The sequence below is a fragment of the Alkalibaculum bacchi genome (genome assembly GCF_937875145.1).
GTDB lineage: Bacteria > Bacillota > Clostridia > Eubacteriales > Alkalibacteraceae > Alkalibaculum > Alkalibaculum bacchi_A.
The window spans coordinates 1-17812 of sequence record NZ_CALNCS010000111.1; the positions used below are offsets into that span (position 1 = coordinate 1).

20 protein-coding genes are annotated in these 17812 nt (G+C 33.1%); 18 read left to right on the forward strand and 2 right to left on the reverse strand.

Translation table 11 applies throughout. From position 1 onward, the window contains the following. Window positions 1-102 precede the first annotated feature (102 nt). Window positions 103-753 (reverse strand): Crp/Fnr family transcriptional regulator, encoded by a 651-nt coding sequence (locus Q7P22_RS07285; protein WP_303862514.1) that lies wholly within the window; start codon window positions 751-753, stop codon window positions 103-105. A gap of 158 nt (window positions 754-911) precedes the next feature. On the opposite strand from Q7P22_RS07285, the gene Q7P22_RS07290 reads away from it, so the two are divergent. The 7 genes from Q7P22_RS07290 to Q7P22_RS07320 all read left to right on the forward strand — a co-directional run bounded on the left by Q7P22_RS07290 (window position 912) and on the right by Q7P22_RS07320 (window position 8108). Then, window positions 912-2198 carry a 3-isopropylmalate dehydratase large subunit gene (locus Q7P22_RS07290; protein WP_303862517.1) on the forward strand — a complete coding sequence of 429 codons (1287 nt, stop codon included), beginning with the start codon at window positions 912-914 and terminating at the stop codon, window positions 2196-2198. A gap of 16 nt (window positions 2199-2214) precedes the next feature. Continuing rightward, entirely contained in the window at window positions 2215-2736 is a 522-nt protein-coding gene (locus tag Q7P22_RS07295; protein ID WP_303862519.1) for a 3-isopropylmalate dehydratase small subunit 2, read from the forward strand. Window positions 2737-2922: 186 nt separating this feature from the next. Next, complete coding sequence (locus Q7P22_RS07300) at window positions 2923-4845, forward strand: PrkA family serine protein kinase (protein ID WP_303862521.1); 1923 nt, start codon at window positions 2923-2925, stop codon at window positions 4843-4845. A gap of 4 nt (window positions 4846-4849) precedes the next feature. Beyond that, window positions 4850-6022, forward strand: coding sequence for a sporulation protein YhbH (gene yhbH, locus Q7P22_RS07305; protein WP_303862523.1), 1173 nt, complete (start codon window positions 4850-4852; stop codon window positions 6020-6022). Between the two features lie 3 nt (window positions 6023-6025). Further along, window positions 6026-7393, forward strand: coding sequence for a SpoVR family protein (locus Q7P22_RS07310; protein ID WP_303862525.1), 1368 nt, complete (start codon window positions 6026-6028; stop codon window positions 7391-7393). Window positions 7394-7535: 142 nt separating this feature from the next. Continuing rightward, a complete protein-coding gene (locus tag Q7P22_RS07315) occupies window positions 7536-7787 on the forward strand; it encodes an MATE family efflux transporter (RefSeq protein WP_303862527.1) in 252 nt (83 codons plus the stop codon). A gap of 135 nt (window positions 7788-7922) precedes the next feature. After that, on the forward strand, window positions 7923-8108 hold the full coding sequence (locus tag Q7P22_RS07320; RefSeq protein WP_303862529.1) for a hypothetical protein: 186 nt from the start codon (window positions 7923-7925) through the stop codon (window positions 8106-8108). A gap of 7 nt (window positions 8109-8115) precedes the next feature. Here Q7P22_RS07320 and Q7P22_RS07325 read toward each other — a convergent pair whose 3' ends face one another. Further along, complete coding sequence (locus Q7P22_RS07325) at window positions 8116-8508, reverse strand: pyridoxamine 5'-phosphate oxidase family protein (protein ID WP_303862531.1); 393 nt, start codon at window positions 8506-8508, stop codon at window positions 8116-8118. Between the two features lie 281 nt (window positions 8509-8789). Between Q7P22_RS07325 and Q7P22_RS07330 the strand changes: the two genes are divergently transcribed. The 11 genes from Q7P22_RS07330 to Q7P22_RS07380 all read left to right on the forward strand — a co-directional run. Then, window positions 8790-9896: a hypothetical protein gene (locus Q7P22_RS07330; protein ID WP_303862533.1), complete on the forward strand. Its 1107-nt coding sequence runs from the start codon at window positions 8790-8792 to the stop codon at window positions 9894-9896. 164 nt (window positions 9897-10060) lie between these two features. Next, window positions 10061-10183: a hypothetical protein gene (locus tag Q7P22_RS07335; RefSeq protein ID WP_303862535.1), complete on the forward strand. Its 123-nt coding sequence runs from the start codon at window positions 10061-10063 to the stop codon at window positions 10181-10183. Between the two features lie 77 nt (window positions 10184-10260). After that, window positions 10261-11169 carry an ABC transporter ATP-binding protein gene (locus tag Q7P22_RS07340; protein ID WP_303862537.1) on the forward strand — a complete coding sequence of 303 codons (909 nt, stop codon included), beginning with the start codon at window positions 10261-10263 and terminating at the stop codon, window positions 11167-11169. Continuing rightward, window positions 11144-12355, forward strand: coding sequence for an ABC transporter permease (locus Q7P22_RS07345; protein ID WP_303862539.1), 1212 nt, complete (start codon window positions 11144-11146; stop codon window positions 12353-12355). Before Q7P22_RS07340 ends, Q7P22_RS07345 begins: the two co-directional genes overlap by 26 nt. After that, window positions 12327-13055 (forward strand): SDR family NAD(P)-dependent oxidoreductase, encoded by a 729-nt coding sequence (locus tag Q7P22_RS07350; RefSeq protein ID WP_303862541.1) that lies wholly within the window; start codon window positions 12327-12329, stop codon window positions 13053-13055. The genes Q7P22_RS07345 and Q7P22_RS07350 overlap by 29 nt, the downstream gene beginning before the upstream one ends. A 26-nt stretch (window positions 13056-13081) precedes the next feature. After that, window positions 13082-14395, forward strand: a complete 1314-nt coding sequence (locus Q7P22_RS07355; protein WP_303862542.1) for a radical SAM protein — start codon at window positions 13082-13084, stop codon at window positions 14393-14395. Next, window positions 14395-14601, forward strand: coding sequence for a hypothetical protein (locus Q7P22_RS07360; protein ID WP_303862544.1), 207 nt, complete (start codon window positions 14395-14397; stop codon window positions 14599-14601). Before Q7P22_RS07355 ends, Q7P22_RS07360 begins: the two co-directional genes overlap by 1 nt. Continuing rightward, on the forward strand, window positions 14594-14839 hold the full coding sequence (locus Q7P22_RS07365; protein WP_303862546.1) for a hypothetical protein: 246 nt from the start codon (window positions 14594-14596) through the stop codon (window positions 14837-14839). The genes Q7P22_RS07360 and Q7P22_RS07365 overlap by 8 nt, the downstream gene beginning before the upstream one ends. Next, on the forward strand, window positions 14836-16383 hold the full coding sequence (locus Q7P22_RS07370) for a hypothetical protein (RefSeq protein WP_303862548.1): 1548 nt from the start codon (window positions 14836-14838) through the stop codon (window positions 16381-16383). The genes Q7P22_RS07365 and Q7P22_RS07370 overlap by 4 nt, the downstream gene beginning before the upstream one ends. Continuing rightward, on the forward strand, window positions 16383-17198 hold the full coding sequence (locus Q7P22_RS07375; protein ID WP_303862550.1) for a bifunctional 2-polyprenyl-6-hydroxyphenol methylase/3-demethylubiquinol 3-O-methyltransferase UbiG: 816 nt from the start codon (window positions 16383-16385) through the stop codon (window positions 17196-17198). Before Q7P22_RS07370 ends, Q7P22_RS07375 begins: the two co-directional genes overlap by 1 nt. Continuing rightward, the coding region (locus tag Q7P22_RS07380) for an aminotransferase class III-fold pyridoxal phosphate-dependent enzyme (RefSeq protein ID WP_303862553.1) at window positions 17191-17812 on the forward strand (622 nt) is incomplete at its 3' end. The genes Q7P22_RS07375 and Q7P22_RS07380, both read left to right, overlap by 8 nt.

Below are 17812 nucleotides of genomic sequence, written 5' to 3' on the forward strand. Positions count from 1 at the left end.
CATAGGAAAGGAAATTTACATGACTAGTAAGTATGAGATATAAGGGATGTATTACGAAGTATATGTAATCATCCCTTATATCTTTTTTTGACTAGGTAATCTTTAATCATCTAAGAATTCCATAAGCCCTTTGATATTAATGATTTCAATTTTTTTATAACCTGTACGAATCCATTTGTCTTTAAGAAATTTTCCCAATGTTCTACTTACGGTAATTCGACTAACGCCAACAGTATTGCCAATATCTTCTTGAGTGCATGTAATCGTTCCATCTGTTCCTTGACTTCTGCTTAGTAGATATTCGGCGATTCTCTTTTCAGCAGACATAAAAGAAATATGGTCAATTTCTCTTGATAATCTGAGAACCTTTTTTGATAAAAGTTCAATCAGCTTCAGAGCAAGGGAGGGATCTTCTTTAAAAAAATGTTCAATATCTTTTCTCGTAATGGTGATAATTTCACATTCTGTAATTGTTTTAGCTGTAGAAATTCTAGGATATCCATCAAAAAAAGAAGCTTCACCAAATACTTCTCCAGCTCTATAATTGTTCAAGCCTTTCTCAGCCCCTTCTTGGGACATAACAAAGACTTCTACATTTCCCTTTTTTAAAAAGTAAAAGTTTTCTGCTTTTTCTCCTTGACGATAGATAATACTATTCTTTTTATATAATTTTGCTTCTTTTCTATTAAAAGCCTCGAATAATTCTGTAGGCATATCAATTTTGTGATATACTAAGTACTCGTTTTCGTTCAAATAAATATACCTCCTTTAAATTTATCTTAATTGTAACATTCTTTACATTCTTTTTCTATGTTTTCTGGTATAATCTGCGGTATATTGATTAGAAAATAACTTTTAAGTGACCACTAAAAGACATAACACAATTTTAGATATAGAAAGAGGAGAAGAATATGGGTAAGACCATTGCTGAAAAAATATTTGATGCTCACCGAGTAGCAGAGCCATTTCCTGATACACATGTATTAAAGTTAGACAGAGTTTTCTGTCATGAAATCACAACGCCTATTGCTATTACGGACTTAATGGCGCGGGGCATGGATAGGGTATTTGACCCTACAAAAATTAAAGCCGTTATCGACCACGTTACTCCTGCAAAGGATTCGAAGACAGCAGAACAAGGCAAAATTTTAAGAGACTGGGCAAAAAGACACGATATAAAGGACTTTTTTGACATTGGAAAAAATGGCGTATGTCATGCTATATTCCCAGAAAAAGGATTTGTAAGACCAGGATACACTGTAATCATGGGGGATTCTCATACATGTACTCACGGTGCTTTTGGTGCTTTTGCAGCAGGTATTGGTACAACAGACCTTGAAGTAGGTATCTTAAAAGGAGTATGTGCTTTTCACTTCCCCAAAACGATTAAATTTGTCTTAAACGGTAAATTAAAACCGGGCGTATACGCTAAAGACGTGATTTTATTTATCATTAAAGAGTTAACTGTTAATGGTGCAACAAATATGGTTATTGAGTTTACTGGCCCAATAGTAGATGAAATGAGTATGGAGTCTAGAATGACTCTTTGTAATATGGCCATTGAAGCAGGTGGAACAAGTGGTATCTGTTATCCAGATAGGACTACCGTAGAATATTTATGGGACTTTATCAAAGATGAATTTGACTCTAAGGAAGCTGCCTTAGAAGAGTATTCAAAATGGACCTCAGATTCAGATGCAGAATACGAAAAAATATATGAATACGACCTTTCCAACTTAGAACCTATGGTGACTTTTGGATACAAGCCAGATCAAGTAAAGAGCGTTAAAGAAATGGAAGGAACAAAAGTAGATCAAATTTACATAGGAAGCTGTACTAATGGACGTATCGAAGATCTTCGAATAGCAGCAGAAGTATTAAAAGGTAAAACAATCAGCGACAATGTACGTGGTGTTGTAAGTCCTGCAACTCCAGCTGTCTACTCTAAGGCGTTAAAAGAGGGAATTATTGAAATTTTCCAAGATGCAGGTTTTTGCGTAACAAATCCAACCTGTGGAGCTTGTTTAGGCATGAGCAACGGCGTCCTTGCAGAAGGAGAAGTATGTGCGTCTACTACAAATCGTAATTTCAACGGTAGAATGGGTAAGGGCGGTATGGTACACCTTATGAGCCCTGCAAGTGCTGCAGCAACTGCAATTGAAGGAAAAATAGCAAACTCTGATTTATATCAGGTTTAGTAGATGGAGGTAAAAAATGAAGACATTTAGTGGGAGAGTACTATTTTTAGATAGAAGTGATATCAATACAGACGAAATCATACCTGCAAAATACCTTACTGAAATTACAAAAGAAGCTCTAAAACCTTATTTATTAGAGGATTTAGTTCTTCCTGGATTTACAAAAGAAGATACAGAAGGGAAAGCTATAATCATTACAAGAGAAAACTTTGGTTGTGGTTCTTCAAGAGAACATGCTCCATGGGCTCTTGAAGTCAATGGAATCAACGTAGTTATTGCAGAAAACTTTGCGCGAATCTTTAGGCAGAATATGTATAACTGTGGAATGCTAGCCATTGAACTTCCCAAAGAAAAGATTGATTACCTTTTTGAGACTTATGCAGGAAAAGATGTATCTATAGAAATCAATATTGATAGTGATAAAATCATTATAAGCTGTGATGGAAATGTAGAGAACATTGATTTTAAAATTGGTGGATTTGACAAGACCCTCGTCAAGGAAGGCGGTTGGGTAGGATACGCAGATAAGAATTATTAAAATATTTTTAAAGCCTATAAACAATTTGTTTATAGGCTTTTTTTGGGTGCGATGGGCATGGACGCAATCTAATTAAGAATGAACAATGGAAAAAGAACAAATAATGACTTTTTAGTTTTAGATATGTTTTCTTAAGAATATAATGTACTATTAACGTTTTTTATAGAAATAAGGAGGAGAGGTATCATGAACTTTCAGACGTTATTTAATAAAGATAGAGCAACGAGTAACAAGGAAGAATTTGAAGGTACCTTAGTAGAATATCTTGAAATTCTAAAGGAAAAACCAGACCTTGCAAAATTATCTCACAAAAGAATGTATAACGCTATTATGGAAAAAGGATATGAAGTGATTAAGCCGGAAGATGATGCGCGAGTTCGCAAGATACACGGAAATCAAATAATACGCAGATACAATTTTTTTAAAAACAACTTTTTTGGTATTGACAAAACCATTATGAAAATCATGAACTATTTTAGTTCAGCTGCTATGAAAGGTGAGGAGGCAAGACAAGTATTATACCTTGTAGGGCCAGTAGGGTCAGGAAAATCATCCCTTGTAGAAGCCCTAAAAATAGCTTTAGAAGATTGTCAACCTATCTATGCACTTAAAGGATGCCCTATGAGAGAAGAGCCTTTACATCTCATACCAAAGCATTTAAGAAAAGAAATAGAGGAAATTCTCGGAATTCCCATTGAAGGAGATTTATGCCCAATTTGCAGGTATCGATTAAAGGAAGAATATCATGGAGAGTATGAAAAAATCCCAGTAGTTCGTACAGATTTTTCCATAAGATCTAGAAAAGGAATAGGCGTAGTACCTCCTGTTGATCCAAATAATCAGGATACGTCTGTGCTTATGGGCAGTGTAGATATTTCAAAATTAGACTTATATCCTGAAGATGACCCACGAGCATTATCCTTAAATGGTGCCTTTAATGTGGGAAATAGAGGGATTGTAGAATTTATTGAAGTATTTAAGAATGACGTAGAATACCTCCATACCATTATAACGGCAACTCAAGAAAAATCCATTCCATCTCCTGGTAAAGGCTCAATGATCTATTTTGATGGGATCATTCTTGCCCATTCTAATGAATCAGAATGGAATCGATTTAAATCAGATCATACGAATGAGGCTATTTTAGATCGAATTGTAAAAGTAGAAGTACCTTATTGCCTTGAATTAAATGAAGAATTAAAAATCTACCAAAAAATGCTAAAGACAAGTACTTTTGATGCTCATATTGCTCCTCACACCGTGGAAATCGCTTCTATGTTTGCTATACTAACTCGTTTAGAGCCATCGGCTAAAGTAGATCCATTGACAAAATTAAAAATCTACAATGGGGCACAAATTGTAGAGCAAGGTACAACTGTTCGCATTGATATTACAGAATTAAAAGAAGAAGCAGGAACAAGAGAGGGATTATCAGGAGCATCCACTAGGTTTACCATCAAAGCAATTGATAATGCTATCGCTAATTCTGAAACGGGGTGTATTAATCCATTAAGTGTCTTAGAGGCATTAATTTATTCTGTAAAAGAAATGGATATCAGCGAAGACGAAAAAAAGAGGTATTTAAACTTTCTGCAAGATACCATTCGCAAAGAGTACAATAAAACATTAGAAAAAGAAATCACAAAAGCTTTTATACATAGTTTTAGAGAACAAGCAGAAAGCTTATTTAATAATTATCTAGATCATGCAGAAGCATTTTTGAATCAATCAAAACTCAAAGATACGGCAACTGGAGAACTGTTGCAACCTGATGAGATCTTTATGAGATCCATTGAAGAACATATAGGGGTATCTGAAAGCTCTGCTAAAGGCTTTCGGCAAGATGTGACGTCATATATGTTTTACCTTATAAGGAAGGGTAGCAAAATGAATTATACCTGCTACGAGCCTTTGAAAGATGCGGTGGAGAGAAAACTGACCACATCTGTAAGGGAATTATCTCGTATCATTACAAAGACGAAAGTTCGAGATGAAGAACAAGACAAAAAGTATAATGCGATGGTTCAAGAGCTAAAGGGAAATGGATACTGTGACCATTGCTGTGACGTAATACTTAAATATGCAGCGAATAACCTATGGAAGGATTAAAGCCATGGCGACATTTAGGGATTTTAAGCCATTTAATACGGATAGATCAGCAGAAGATCGACGTCGTCATCGTCATCTTGTAGAGGATTCAATAAAGAAGAATCTCCCCGATATTATAGCAGAGGAAGGGATCATTGGAGGAAATGGTAATAAAAAGTTTAAAGTGCCTATACGAGGTTTAAAGGAATATCAGTTTATATATGGAAAGAATTCACCTAGTATTGCTAGTGGTGATGGAACAGAAAAAAGGGGAGACAAAGTAGGAGAGGATTCTTCAAATCAAATAGAAGGCAAGGGGAATAATGGGGCAGGAAATAGCGAGGGTGAGGACATCTACGAAACGGAGCTTACCATTGAAGAAATTGTGGACTATTTGTTTGAGGATTTAGATTTACCCTATTTAGATAAGAAAAGGTTTTCAGAAGTGGTAACAGACCATTCGAGAAAAAAATCAGGATATCAGAGAAAGGGCATACCTCCAAGATTGGCAAAAAAACGAACGGTTATTCAAAAATTAATGAGAAAGCAATCTATGAAAAGGCTTTTAAAGGAAGAAGGCATAGAGGAAGATATAGGAAGATTTCCATTTAAAGAAGATGATATCCGATATCACAGAATAAAGGAGACAAAAAGAAAAGAATCCAATGCAGTCATTATTTGTATCATGGATACTTCTGGCTCTATGGATATAACGAGAAAATATTTAGCTCGGTCTTTTTACTTTTTATTGTATCAATTTGTAAAGATGAAATACGTCAATGTGGAAGTAGTTTTTATATCTCATTCGACAGTAGCAAAATTAGTTACTGAAAAAGAATTTTTTCATAAAGTAGAGTCTGGGGGAACGTATATATCCTCTGGCTATGAAATGGCACTTCACGTAATTAAAGAAAAGTATAATCCTAAGCGTTGGAATATTTATGCTTTTCATGCTAGTGACGGAGATAACTGGTCAGAAGATAATGAAAAAGCCATAGAAACTGCAAATGAACTTTGCCACCTTTGTAATATGTTTGGATACATAGAGATTATGCCTTATTTCTTCAATGGCACCATTCAAAAATTATTATTAGAGAGAGTTCAGCATGAACGGTTTGTAACCCAATCCATTCTAAGAAAAGAGGAAGTATGGCAGGTTTTTAAAAATATATTAAAAATGGACATAAAAGAGGGTTAAGTTATGGATTATACGATAAATGATTTAGAAAAATGGAATGACAAGATCGAAATTATTGCTAAGGAATCTGATTTAGACTATTATCCTCAAGAGTTTGAAATTGTCAATTTTAATGAGATGATTGCCTATGAGGCTTACTCAGGTATGCCATCAAGGTACCCTCACTGGAGCTTTGGAAAATCCTTTGAGAAGACAAAGACATTGCATAAATATAATTTGACTGGTCTTCCTTATGAGATGGTCATAAACTCAGATCCTTGTATTGCTTATCTTATGAATGATAATACTTTACTTCTTCAGATATTAACCATGGCTCATGTGTATGGGCATAATGATTTTTTTAAGAATAATCGATTATTTAAGGAGGGTACGAAGGCCTATAATACTTTAGAGATGTTTAAAAATCATGGAATGATGATACGAAATTACATCAATGATCCAAGTATTGGTTATGATAATGTGGAAAAGATGCTTAATGCAGCACATTCTATTCGATTTCAAGTTTCTAGGACAATGGGGCAAAAAAGAAAAGAGAATCACATCTTGAGACAAGAGATGATTGATGATTACAAAGAAAGTAGCACTCACTATAGTATCTTAGAGCCTAGAGTAGAAGTAGAACCACCTGATTTTAATAAAATCCCATTACAATCTGAAGACAATATACTGTATTTTATTAGCGTATATAGTGATTTAGAGGATTGGCAAAAGAATATTATTAATATTGTACGTGAAGAATCCCAGTATTTTGCACCTCAAATAGAAACAAAGATCATGAACGAAGGTTGGGCTAGTTACTGGCATTATAATATACTTAAGAAATTACAATTACCTCCACCCCTTCACCTAGAGTTTATAAAGCGTCACAATGATGTAGTAAGGCCAATTTTAGGTGGCTTAAATCCTTATCATTTAGGTTTTGAAATCTTTTGTGATCTTAAAGAGAGATATGGAGAGGAAAAAATATTTAAGGTGCGAGAATTCGATCGGGATGCATCTTTTATTAGGCGTTACTTAACACGAGAAACTTGTCAAAAACTGAATCTATTTGAATATTGCAAGCAAGGGTATGAGTATATTGTAAAAGAAGTAGCCGATGAAGATGGCTGGGAAGTTATCCGAAATGCTCTAGCGGACTCAGCGGGCATGGGTAGCGTTCCTTATATAAGAGTTATGGATATGTCTAAAAAAGAGAAAATACTGACCTTAGAGCACGTTTATGACGGAAGAGAATTACATGCAAAATATTTAGAGGAAACATTAAGATATATCCAAGATTTGTGGGGACGCAAAGTTATATTAAAGACAAAGCTTAGAGATCGTTTTGTCAATATAGTCTGCGATGAGCAAAAAAACATAAAACTTCTTTAAAGGGAGGGTTTTATAAATGATTACCTTTGATACTTTTATTCCTTATGAATGCAATACATACATTAGACCCCCTAATTAGGGGGTCTAATGTATGTCATAAAGAAAAATGAGAGCGCTCTATTGTTATTATACGGAGGTTTAAATGACGAAGATTACACAGCTAGTAGGAAGTATTTTCGATGACAAAAATTTTTACCGCAAAATAGCAATGATCGCCTCACCAATTATTATTCAGAATCTAATATCCTCTCTATTAAATATGATGGATACGGTAATGATAGGAAAATTAGGCGAACTAGAGATTGCAGCAGTAGGGATTGCAAATCAGTATTTTTTCTTTTTTAATATGATTCTTATTGGATTGTGTGGAGGATGTAGTGTGTTTATTTCTTAATATTGGGGTAAACGAGATGAGAAAAACATAAAAAAGATACTAGGAATTGGTTTTTTATCTGGCGCACCTGCTTTAGGTGTTGAAGGAGCTGTTCTAGCTACTGTAATAGCTAGAGTTGTTGAGGCGATTTTTTTATTGATCTCTGTTTATTTAAGTAAAGGTGTATTAGTAGCATCTTTGAAAGAATTGACGGATTACTCTTTTGATTTTGTGAAAGTTGAATTTCAGCTTTCAGAATTCCGTATTCCGCTTTCCGCGAAAGAAGAACCTTCTATACGCAATAAAAAAACACCTAAGAAAATTTCAGGTGTTTTAACGTAGAATTTATTTAGAATCGAACTACTTTTGGCTCCTTAGTGAAAGATGAGAAGGTAGCAACTGTATCTTTTAAGTAAAGTACTTGTGTGTTATCGTCTGTAGCGGAGTACATTTCTTGTAAAGATGGGTAACTGTCGAGCATACTTTGTTTTGCTTCTACCCGATTATCTTCTACTGTAACGGCTTCAATTCGAATCCAGTCGCCACCGTTACATGCAGAGATTTCTACTTTTGGATTTTTCATCATTTGTTTAGACACATCTTTTGATTTACCAGTTTGAATGTAAAGTTTGTCTTCAAAAATATTAATCGTACCAAATGGTCGAACTCTTGGCTGATCATCCTCTACAGTTGCAAGATAATAAATTCCACATTTCATTAAAAAATCATAAACTTCTCTCATGTCATACTCCTTTCAATTAAGTATTCTCTTCATAATTTTACCACTTATATATTTTAAATCAAATAAAATGAATACTCAATATAAACAGTTAATAAATTTTTTTATCACTTATTCTCTCTTATAGCAGTTGTTTTTGTTCAGGTATTCTCCCACCGCAATAATTAAATACAATTATTTATAAAGAATTAAACTGTAATTAACATATTACAAAAACTCTCATAATAAAACATTGGTAAAATAAAGAAGAATTATTCAAGGAAGCCTATTATATAAGAGGTGAGGTGTTAAAAGTGAAACTAAATCCTAATATTAGAATCATTTCAAATGATAATCGATACATATTACATGATCGAGATAAAAATGCATATTACGAAATCGACAAATACTCTTTTGACTTTTTATCCAATTATAATGACTTAGAAGGTTCGGATTCTAATATAGAAGACTTCTATTATAAAAAATCAGTATTAATTGATGATGATAAAGAACAGAAGCCTGTTAAAGTGAGAAAGCCACCTGTGATTACTCAAATTGATCTATTTCGTTTTGACATCGATAAAATAATGAATCAAAATGAGAAACTCGTAAACTTTTTACTAAGTGAATCTGTTCAAAAGTTAAGTACTATTTTGTACTTTTTATCGATTATAATGATCTTCATTACCATAGGTGCCTTAATACAATACATCCCTGAAATGGATTTGTCGTCCTTCAAAAAAATTAGTATTACCCAGTTTGTTGGATTATATTTTTCCGTTTTCTTTATGACGGTATTTCACGAGTTAGGTCATGCCTTACAGTGTAAAAAATATACTGGATACATTGGTAGCTGTGGATGCATGCTATTTTTCTTGCTTCCAGTCTTATATACAGATGTAACGGTCATGCGCATTGCCAGCAAAAAAGAAAAGATTAAAATAATATTAGCTGGTATTAACAATCAAATCATCCTTGGTGGTATATTAGGACTCATTTTTCTACTACAAATTGTTATCACAAATACTTTTTCATATTTTTTCGCTTTATTATTCTTTCTCAATTTATTCATGTTCTTTGGAAATTTAAATCCGTTTTTTAAGTACGACGGATACTGGCTCGTAAGTACGCTACTCAGTATTGACTACTTATATTCTAAAGCAATTTCAAGCGTTTATCATCTATTTACAAGTGAAAAGACAAAGAGTGAAAACTGGAAAATGATCCTTTACGGTTTTTCATTAATTGCCTTCTATGTAGTATCCTGGGCTATTACACTCTATTACTTATATAGTTACATAAGACCTGTTTTAGGTCTTCCCATTGTAATTGCACTGATCATTCTTTTGACCTTATTTATACTATGGGAAATTAATAGTAGATATAAAGGAATAAAATTTGAAGGGAGGTAATCAAATGGAAAACACTAATTTCTTTATGTTTGAAGAAGTAGAAGAAGTGAAATCACCTTGTGTAAAATGCTTTTGGGGTGGTGCAGCATTAGTAGCATCTGCAGTTATTGCGGCAGCTACTTGATATCATTTCAAAATGAAATAAGTATGAGGAGGTGACAAATGTGAATTACTTTAAATTTGAAGAAGTAGAAAATATTGTAATGCCAGGACATTTTTGGAATGCAATTGCAGGTGCAGTAGTTGGTGGTGTTGTAGTTGTTGGTGGAGTTACAATTGGGACATGATATGTTAAGGATACTCCAAGAAATGAAAGATTCTTCATTTCTTGGAGCTATAAATATTCAATAGGTGGTGTTTTACAATGAGATTACAGGTCTCTAATGTATATAAAAGTTACGACGAGGTAAAAGCAGTAAATGGAATATCATTTTCTATTGCTCATGGAAAGATTATGGGCATGATTGGTAGAAATGGTGCTGGTAAGACAACCCTTATAAAAATGATCATGTCCATTATACAGCCAGACCATGGTTCTGTTTCCTTTGAGTATGAAGATGATGTCAAAACTCAAATTGGTTATTTACCTGAGGAGAGGGGCTTGTATTTAAATATGACTGTAAAAGACCAGCTTATGTTTTTAGCTCAATTAAATGGTCTGAACAAAATGGAAGCTCTCAAAAATATAAAATATTATTTAAATGAACTAGAAATTCTGAAATACCTTAACACTAAAATAAAAGAATTATCAAAGGGAAACAAACAAAAAGTGCAATTGATCAGTTCTCTTGCTCATGATCCTAAAGTTCTAATTCTAGATGAACCATTTAGTGGATTAGACCCTGTCAATGTGTCAATGTTTAAAAAGGTGATTCGAAAATGTAGGGACAATGGCAAACTAATCATCATGTCAAGCCATAGATTAGAAGATGTGGAAGAAATGTGTGATCACGTATTGTTTTTAAAAAAAGGTGAGGTATTAATACAGGGAGATGTCGAAACCATAAAAGATCAATATAGTGCAGGAAATAAAGCACTTTATATTACAAGTGAGAATATTGATTCCTATTTGAATGAAAAAAATATTTTTTATAAGAAACCAAGAGAAAACAGCTATATTGTTGAAGGAAATGATTATGATGTTCTTTTATCAATAGGCATAGAGATGATAGAAAACAATATTGAACTGTTAAAATTTGAGAAGGTTCAAGTTACTTTAAATGATATTTTTATAAAGGAGTTAGATGATGAACTGGAAAAAAATCTGGCTTGAAACAAAATTCACGTATTTAAATTATGTAAAAAGCGGTGCTTTTCGCATCATCCTTTTTATAGGTGTAATTTTAATAGTAGGAATAGTAAATATCGATTTTATTACAGAACAATTATTTAACGATGAGCATTCACACACTATTGGCGTATATGTAGATGAAAAACAAGTGGATTCATCTATGTTTTCAGCTTATTCTTCTGAGGATGTCGAATTTAAAATCCTAAACGATGAAAACCCCCAAAAGAATATTGAAGCTCTTGACCGCGTTAATCCGAAGTATGATGCCATAATGGTTTTTGACGATACTACAAAACGGGTCGGATTTCACTATAATGCGCAAATTGATTCAGGTCATCTAAATGAATTTGTAATTAAGGCTGAACAAATGGCGAAAGTCTTTCAACTTTCCGATTTTGGATTAGATCAAGGGACTATTGTAACTGTTATTCAAGAGAATGTTGATTATTTTACTTATAATGATGTAGATAAGGCTACTATAAATCTATTTGCCAATTTGATAATATTTTTTACCATGTTTATTTACGTTGTTCATATAGGAAACATCATTATTGAGGAAAAGACGAGCAAAATATCAGAAACACTCTTATCCTATATATCACCTTTAGAAATGCTTATAGGAAAATTAATAGGTATGTTTGGTGTACTATTTACACATCTGAGCGCTTTTGTTTTGATCTACTTAATATCTATTAATGTCTTTGATTCTTATGAGATATATGACCAGATTGTAAATGCTTTTAATGCAAAAACATTAGTTATGATGCTTGCCATGCTGATTGTCGGATATATTACCTACGGATTTTTATATGCAGCAAATTCATCTTATGTTGATACCGTTCAAGATGCTGGATCAGCATCCATTGTTCAGTCGGTAATATTAGTCATCGCGTTTTATATTGCTCTAATTTTACAAATGCATTTTGATGCTACTATTGCAGAAATAATGAAGTTTACACCGTTTTTCTCAATCTTCTCGAATATCGTATTAACATCAGTTACGGACCCTAGTTGGGGTAAGATTAGCTTAATTATTTTAATACAGATTGCTTATGCCATTATCATAGGATTGATCTGTGCAAAGAAATTTAGAAAAGGAATTACAAAATACGATACAAAGAAAAAGAGGAAGATTGAAAATGTACACGCTAATAGTTGGGGCCACTAGTGAAATCGCCTTAGAATATCTAAGTAGACATAGAGATAAAAATTATATCTTGACAGATTTAGAAGAAAAATGTCAAACAATTCAAAATTATATTTCAAAACGAGATTTAAATGCATTAGTCTATCCTATAGATGTACAAATTGTAGAGGAAATTGAATTCCTTTATCAAAAGATAAAGGATGAAAATATACTCATAAAAGAACTTATTTACTGCGTAGGTGTGAATCATTTAGCAGATGCGATTAGCACCACGGAGGAAATTTGGGACAAGGTGATGAATATCAACTTAAAAGGTTGCTTCTTTGCCATGAAAGAAGCTGCCAAAAATATGATAGCTAACGATATTCAGGGTTCTATGGTCAATATTGCTTCACAACACGGCATCGTTGGAAACATAAATCGATCTGCATACTGTTCTAGTAAGGCAGGTTTAATCAATCTCAACAAGGTATTAGCTTTAGAATTTGCACAGTGGGGCATTCGTGTAAATGGAATATCCCCAACATTTATACTATACGAAAAAAATAGAGGTTATTTACTCAGTCAACAGTCAAAGAGGGATTATTTAAGAAAGATACCAATGCAAAATTATTGTGAACCTGCTGATATTGTACATGCCATTGATTTCTTGTTATGTGAAGAAAACAAAATGATTACTGGACACAATTTGGTCGTCGATGGCGGATGGACAATTCAATAAGGATAGATAAAGTTTGGGAGGTCAAAATGAAGAATAAACTCTTATGTGTCAATTTACCCTGTTATTCCACAATACAAGATTTCGTAGAAAATGATTATCAGTATAATCCTGCTTTAGGCTTATTAGCATTGACGGAATATGCAACCATGTTTGGATTTGAATCATATGTTAAAGATTTTAACTACAATGAAGTAAATTACGATGAACTTTTTGAATTTATTGAGAGTAAAGGCATTACAGTGATTGGCTTTACTTCTTATACAGAAAACCTAAATATCATGTTTAAATTTATGAGAATGATTAAATCTTATAATAGGGATATTGTCTTGGTTGTGGGGGGACCCCATGCAACACTTAGACCAGATGAAGTAATTAAAAATAGGAATGTAGATTACGTTATTCCAAACGATGGAGAATCGACACTTTTAGAATTATTAGTTTACTTAGAAAAAGGCGAAGAAATTATTAGCCCAAATAATATTACAGGTTTAATCTATAAAGAAGATGGAAAGAAAATTATGAATGAGTCCAGAAATGGTGTTACAGATTTAAATTTACTTCCTGTCATCAATAGGACTCGAGTTGAAATAGATCGATATAGGAGCATCGTGTCTGTGTATACGAGCAAAGGATGCCCGGCAAAATGCATATATTGCTCCGCTTCTGCAATTTCAGGAGCTAAGTATAGAATGAGGGATATTCGCAATGTGTTTTTAGAATGCCAGGTCATTTACAATCAGGTTAATAGTGATACGGATAAATTATATTTTATCGATGATACTTTTACAGTGAATAAGCAAAGGGTAAATGAATTCTGCGATTTGCACACAAGTTATGAGCATAAAATGGCGTGGAGCTGCGAATCGAGAGTAGATGTTATGACAAAAGAATTGGTGGATAAAATAGGAAATTCCAACTGTTTCTCTATACAATTTGGTGTAGAAAGCGGAAATCAGGAGGTATTAGACAATATTAATAAAGATATTCAGCTAGAACATTTAAAAAAAATTGTCAAACATATTGGCAAATACAAAATTGGTGTATTTCTAAGTTTAATGTTAGGGCACTACTCTGACACGGAAGAAACCATGCAACAGACCATGGATTTGGTTGAAGAAATGGTTGATGTAAATCCAAATGTAGAGTATGGCATTTCAATAAACACACCTTTTCCTGGAACGTATCAGTATGAGCATGCAGAAGAACTTGGAATCGAGATCATGGATCAAAATTATTCCCATTATAATCTGGTAACTCCTGTTATAAGAACAAAGAACTTCAATGAGGAACTGCTTCATGAAATGTACGTAAAAGCAAATTCTATGAAAGGGGCTAAATGATGTTTATTCTTCGAACTACTCAAAATGTAAGTTATTATTGTGATTTATTTCAATATGAAGATTCTGTGCTTAAAATACGTATTAATGCAGAAAGAAACATGTGGGCAAATGTTCCAAAAGACGAAATAAAAGAAATCGTCTATCTTAATAAAATACATACTGATATTGATCAATTTTTTACGGAGGTGCTAGCAGAAAATGTGTAATGATATTGCTGTAGCAGTAAGAGAGAATATCTTTTGCGGAAGAATAACAAATCTTATAAACGAGGAAGATGCTACCATTCTTTTAAAACAAAGCACGCGGTCCGAAATAGAGTTAATCATTCCCATTTCAGAAATTGAGTATATTGTGACAATGGATGGCCAAAAATATGAAAATCCAATTGGCGTGCAGGAAGTACTAGAAAAACTACAGAGAGAATATGGTGAGGTGACCGCATGAAAAATGTATACATATGTAATATTGCTCAAAAGGATGGATTATTTAACTTTGAAAAAATTGATGTAAATGTACTTAAAGACCATTACAATGTAAGGATTCATTCAGAAGATAATTTAAATAGTATCTATGATGTTGCAATGAATATAATCGATGAAGAACCTGACTTTGCACTTATGTATTTATATGATGATAATGCCCATATTATTTTTTCTATTATTAAATTATTAATAGACGAAGAGTTTACTGATGTTATTTTAATAAACAAAAACAGAAGAGGCGTTACGAAATTTCATGATCAAGATATTCGAATTATTTCTGATTTAAATGCGTTAATACATGTGGAAGAATCTGAGCCATTAGCTTATATACCCCTTGAAGAGTTCTTTGCCCTTGAAACGAAAATGGGAGATAATGGTGATATTTATACAAGCATGAAGAATGGTTTAGATATGTATTTAACTGGAAATTATATTAGCTCAAATTTTATAACCAATGTAAAACACTTAGAGATAGAACAGGGTGCACAAATTTCTTTTGAAGACCTGTCTCCAGAATTGTTAAACATGAACAGCGCATTTATTTATCATGTAGATGAACTTAAGGATGATTTTTATAATGAAATCAAAGGGGATACCAATCAACTGGTCTTTTCACATATTCATCAATATTGTAATAATCATGTAAAAATAGATAATCACAATGATCCTATATTCATAAAGAGAATGAAGTATTCACATTATGAAAATCAAAATGATAAATTCGTTTATTTAGATATAGTAGATCAAGATGATGTGGAGGCTTTGCTAGACGATGTTCATTATTTTGGGCGAACGGGTGTATTGAATAAACCAAATGCCAAGATCGTCAACAGTTGTACTTTTAATAGCTCTTCTTGTTCACTATTAAAATTGACAAGAGGACATGTGAATGCAGAGGGCCATTTTATGCCTTGCATTAATTGTTCAAAGTCTATCGGCAGCATTAAAGACGAGTATTTTGACTTGTTAAAAGCCGCTTCTAAAACCATGAATAAGGAAAGAGTAAAACGGAACTGTACAGATTGTAAGGCAAACGCTTATTGTTCAAAATGTGCCATGCTACCCGATCAATTGGATCAAGAATATTTTTGCAGTGTAATGAAATCAAACCCTCTCATTCACGATTATAATTACAAATCCTCATTGTTTTCAGACATGATTCAATATAATAAGATTTTTACTACACATGATATAGGTAAGCTACAAATTAATAATAAAGAGTATACTTTAGCTTTTGATAAGAAAGACCAATATCCTATGAATAAAGTGAATAACCTTTTTACGGCATTTCGAATGGGTGATGATATTTACATATTGAGTTTTAAAATGCCAAAAATATATCAAACCGATGAGCGATTCGTATATATTGCAGAGGGTTATATTCGAGATGTGCCGATAAGTGATCTAACGGCTTATTATGGAGATCGATATTCCATCCCTCAAGGAGAAGCAGAAAAACACGTATTAGAGGCTTTGAGAATCATCAAAGAAAGTAGGGTCATTTAATGCAACATTATTTTGGCATATTTGAAGATATACATAAATTATATGAAGATAAAATTCAAAATATTGGTATGTATGATAGCTGGTTTGCTCATTTTTATAATACCTTTCCATTGCCTCCAGAGGAACAGGAAATATATATTACAAAATGTCTTCAATATGGGAAAGAAATACTTGAGCTATGTTGTGGAAATGGAAGGTTGACCATTCCCTTAGCACAAAATGGATTTAAAGTAGATGGAATCGATCTGTCCAAGGATATGTTAAGTCTCCTAGATAAAAAAGTAGAAGAATTGCCGAAATCCATTCAAAAACGCATTCAGACTACCTATGGGGATGTCTTTAATCTTAAGCTAAATAAAAAATACGACGTTATACTTTTACCTGCAACGACTATTTGTATATTAGCTGATGATGTAGAGAATCTTATAAAACTTTTAAATCTCATAGAAGAGCATTTAAAAAATGGTGGATGTTTCATCTTTGATTATCGTAGTCTTGCAGAAGGGCAAGAGATGTCTGAGATAATGTCCTTATGTGAAAAAAGTGAGAATTATACGGCTCTAACACTAATGCAAGATTTTAAAAATTTTAGTCCAGGAAGAATTATAGGGAACTTTTATACACAGATTGAGCACGCTGATGGACGATTTGAAAGAGTCATGACTTATACAGATAAAAAGAATATTACAGATTCCTTTGTGAACGATTTGTTTTCTCATTCCAATTTAGGGATTGCAGAAAGAGAAAAAATTCCAATTGGACATGATGAATGGATATTTACAATTGCTAAGAGAAAGAGTGAATGTTATGAGTAATCTAAATGCATACTGGAAGCCCTTTAATCGAGCGGACAATCCCTCCATATTAGAGGTTGTCAGTGGGAGTGGTGTCAATCTATTTGATGAAGATGGAAAAAGATATCTTGATGCTTACAGTGGATTATGGAATATGCATTATGGCTATAGTGATGAGGACATTAAAGGTGCAATTATAGATCAACTTAACACATTACCCTATGTAAATCCGATAACGATAAACTATCCTAAAATTGAGGAACTATCACAATTACTTTGTCGTATCACTCATAAAGATATTGACAAAATTATCTATACCTGTAGCGGTTCAGAATCAAACGAAGGTGCGATCAAATTGGCAAGAAAATATTCTTCTTTAAAGGGGAGTAGCAGAAGGGCAATAGGTGTGATAGAAAACTCTTATCATGGAAGTTATTACGGTTCTATGTCTGCCTCAACATATGAAGGAAAAAATAGGGAAGGGTATGGTCCGATCCTGAGAGGTTTTGTATCTTTATCGATGCCTTTTACTAGAGAGTCTAAAATGGATGAGTTTTCTGTAGAGTGTAAAGAAGAGATGGTTTGCTCCTTAAAAGAGGAATTAAATGTGCTAAAAGATCATTTGTGCGCTATCA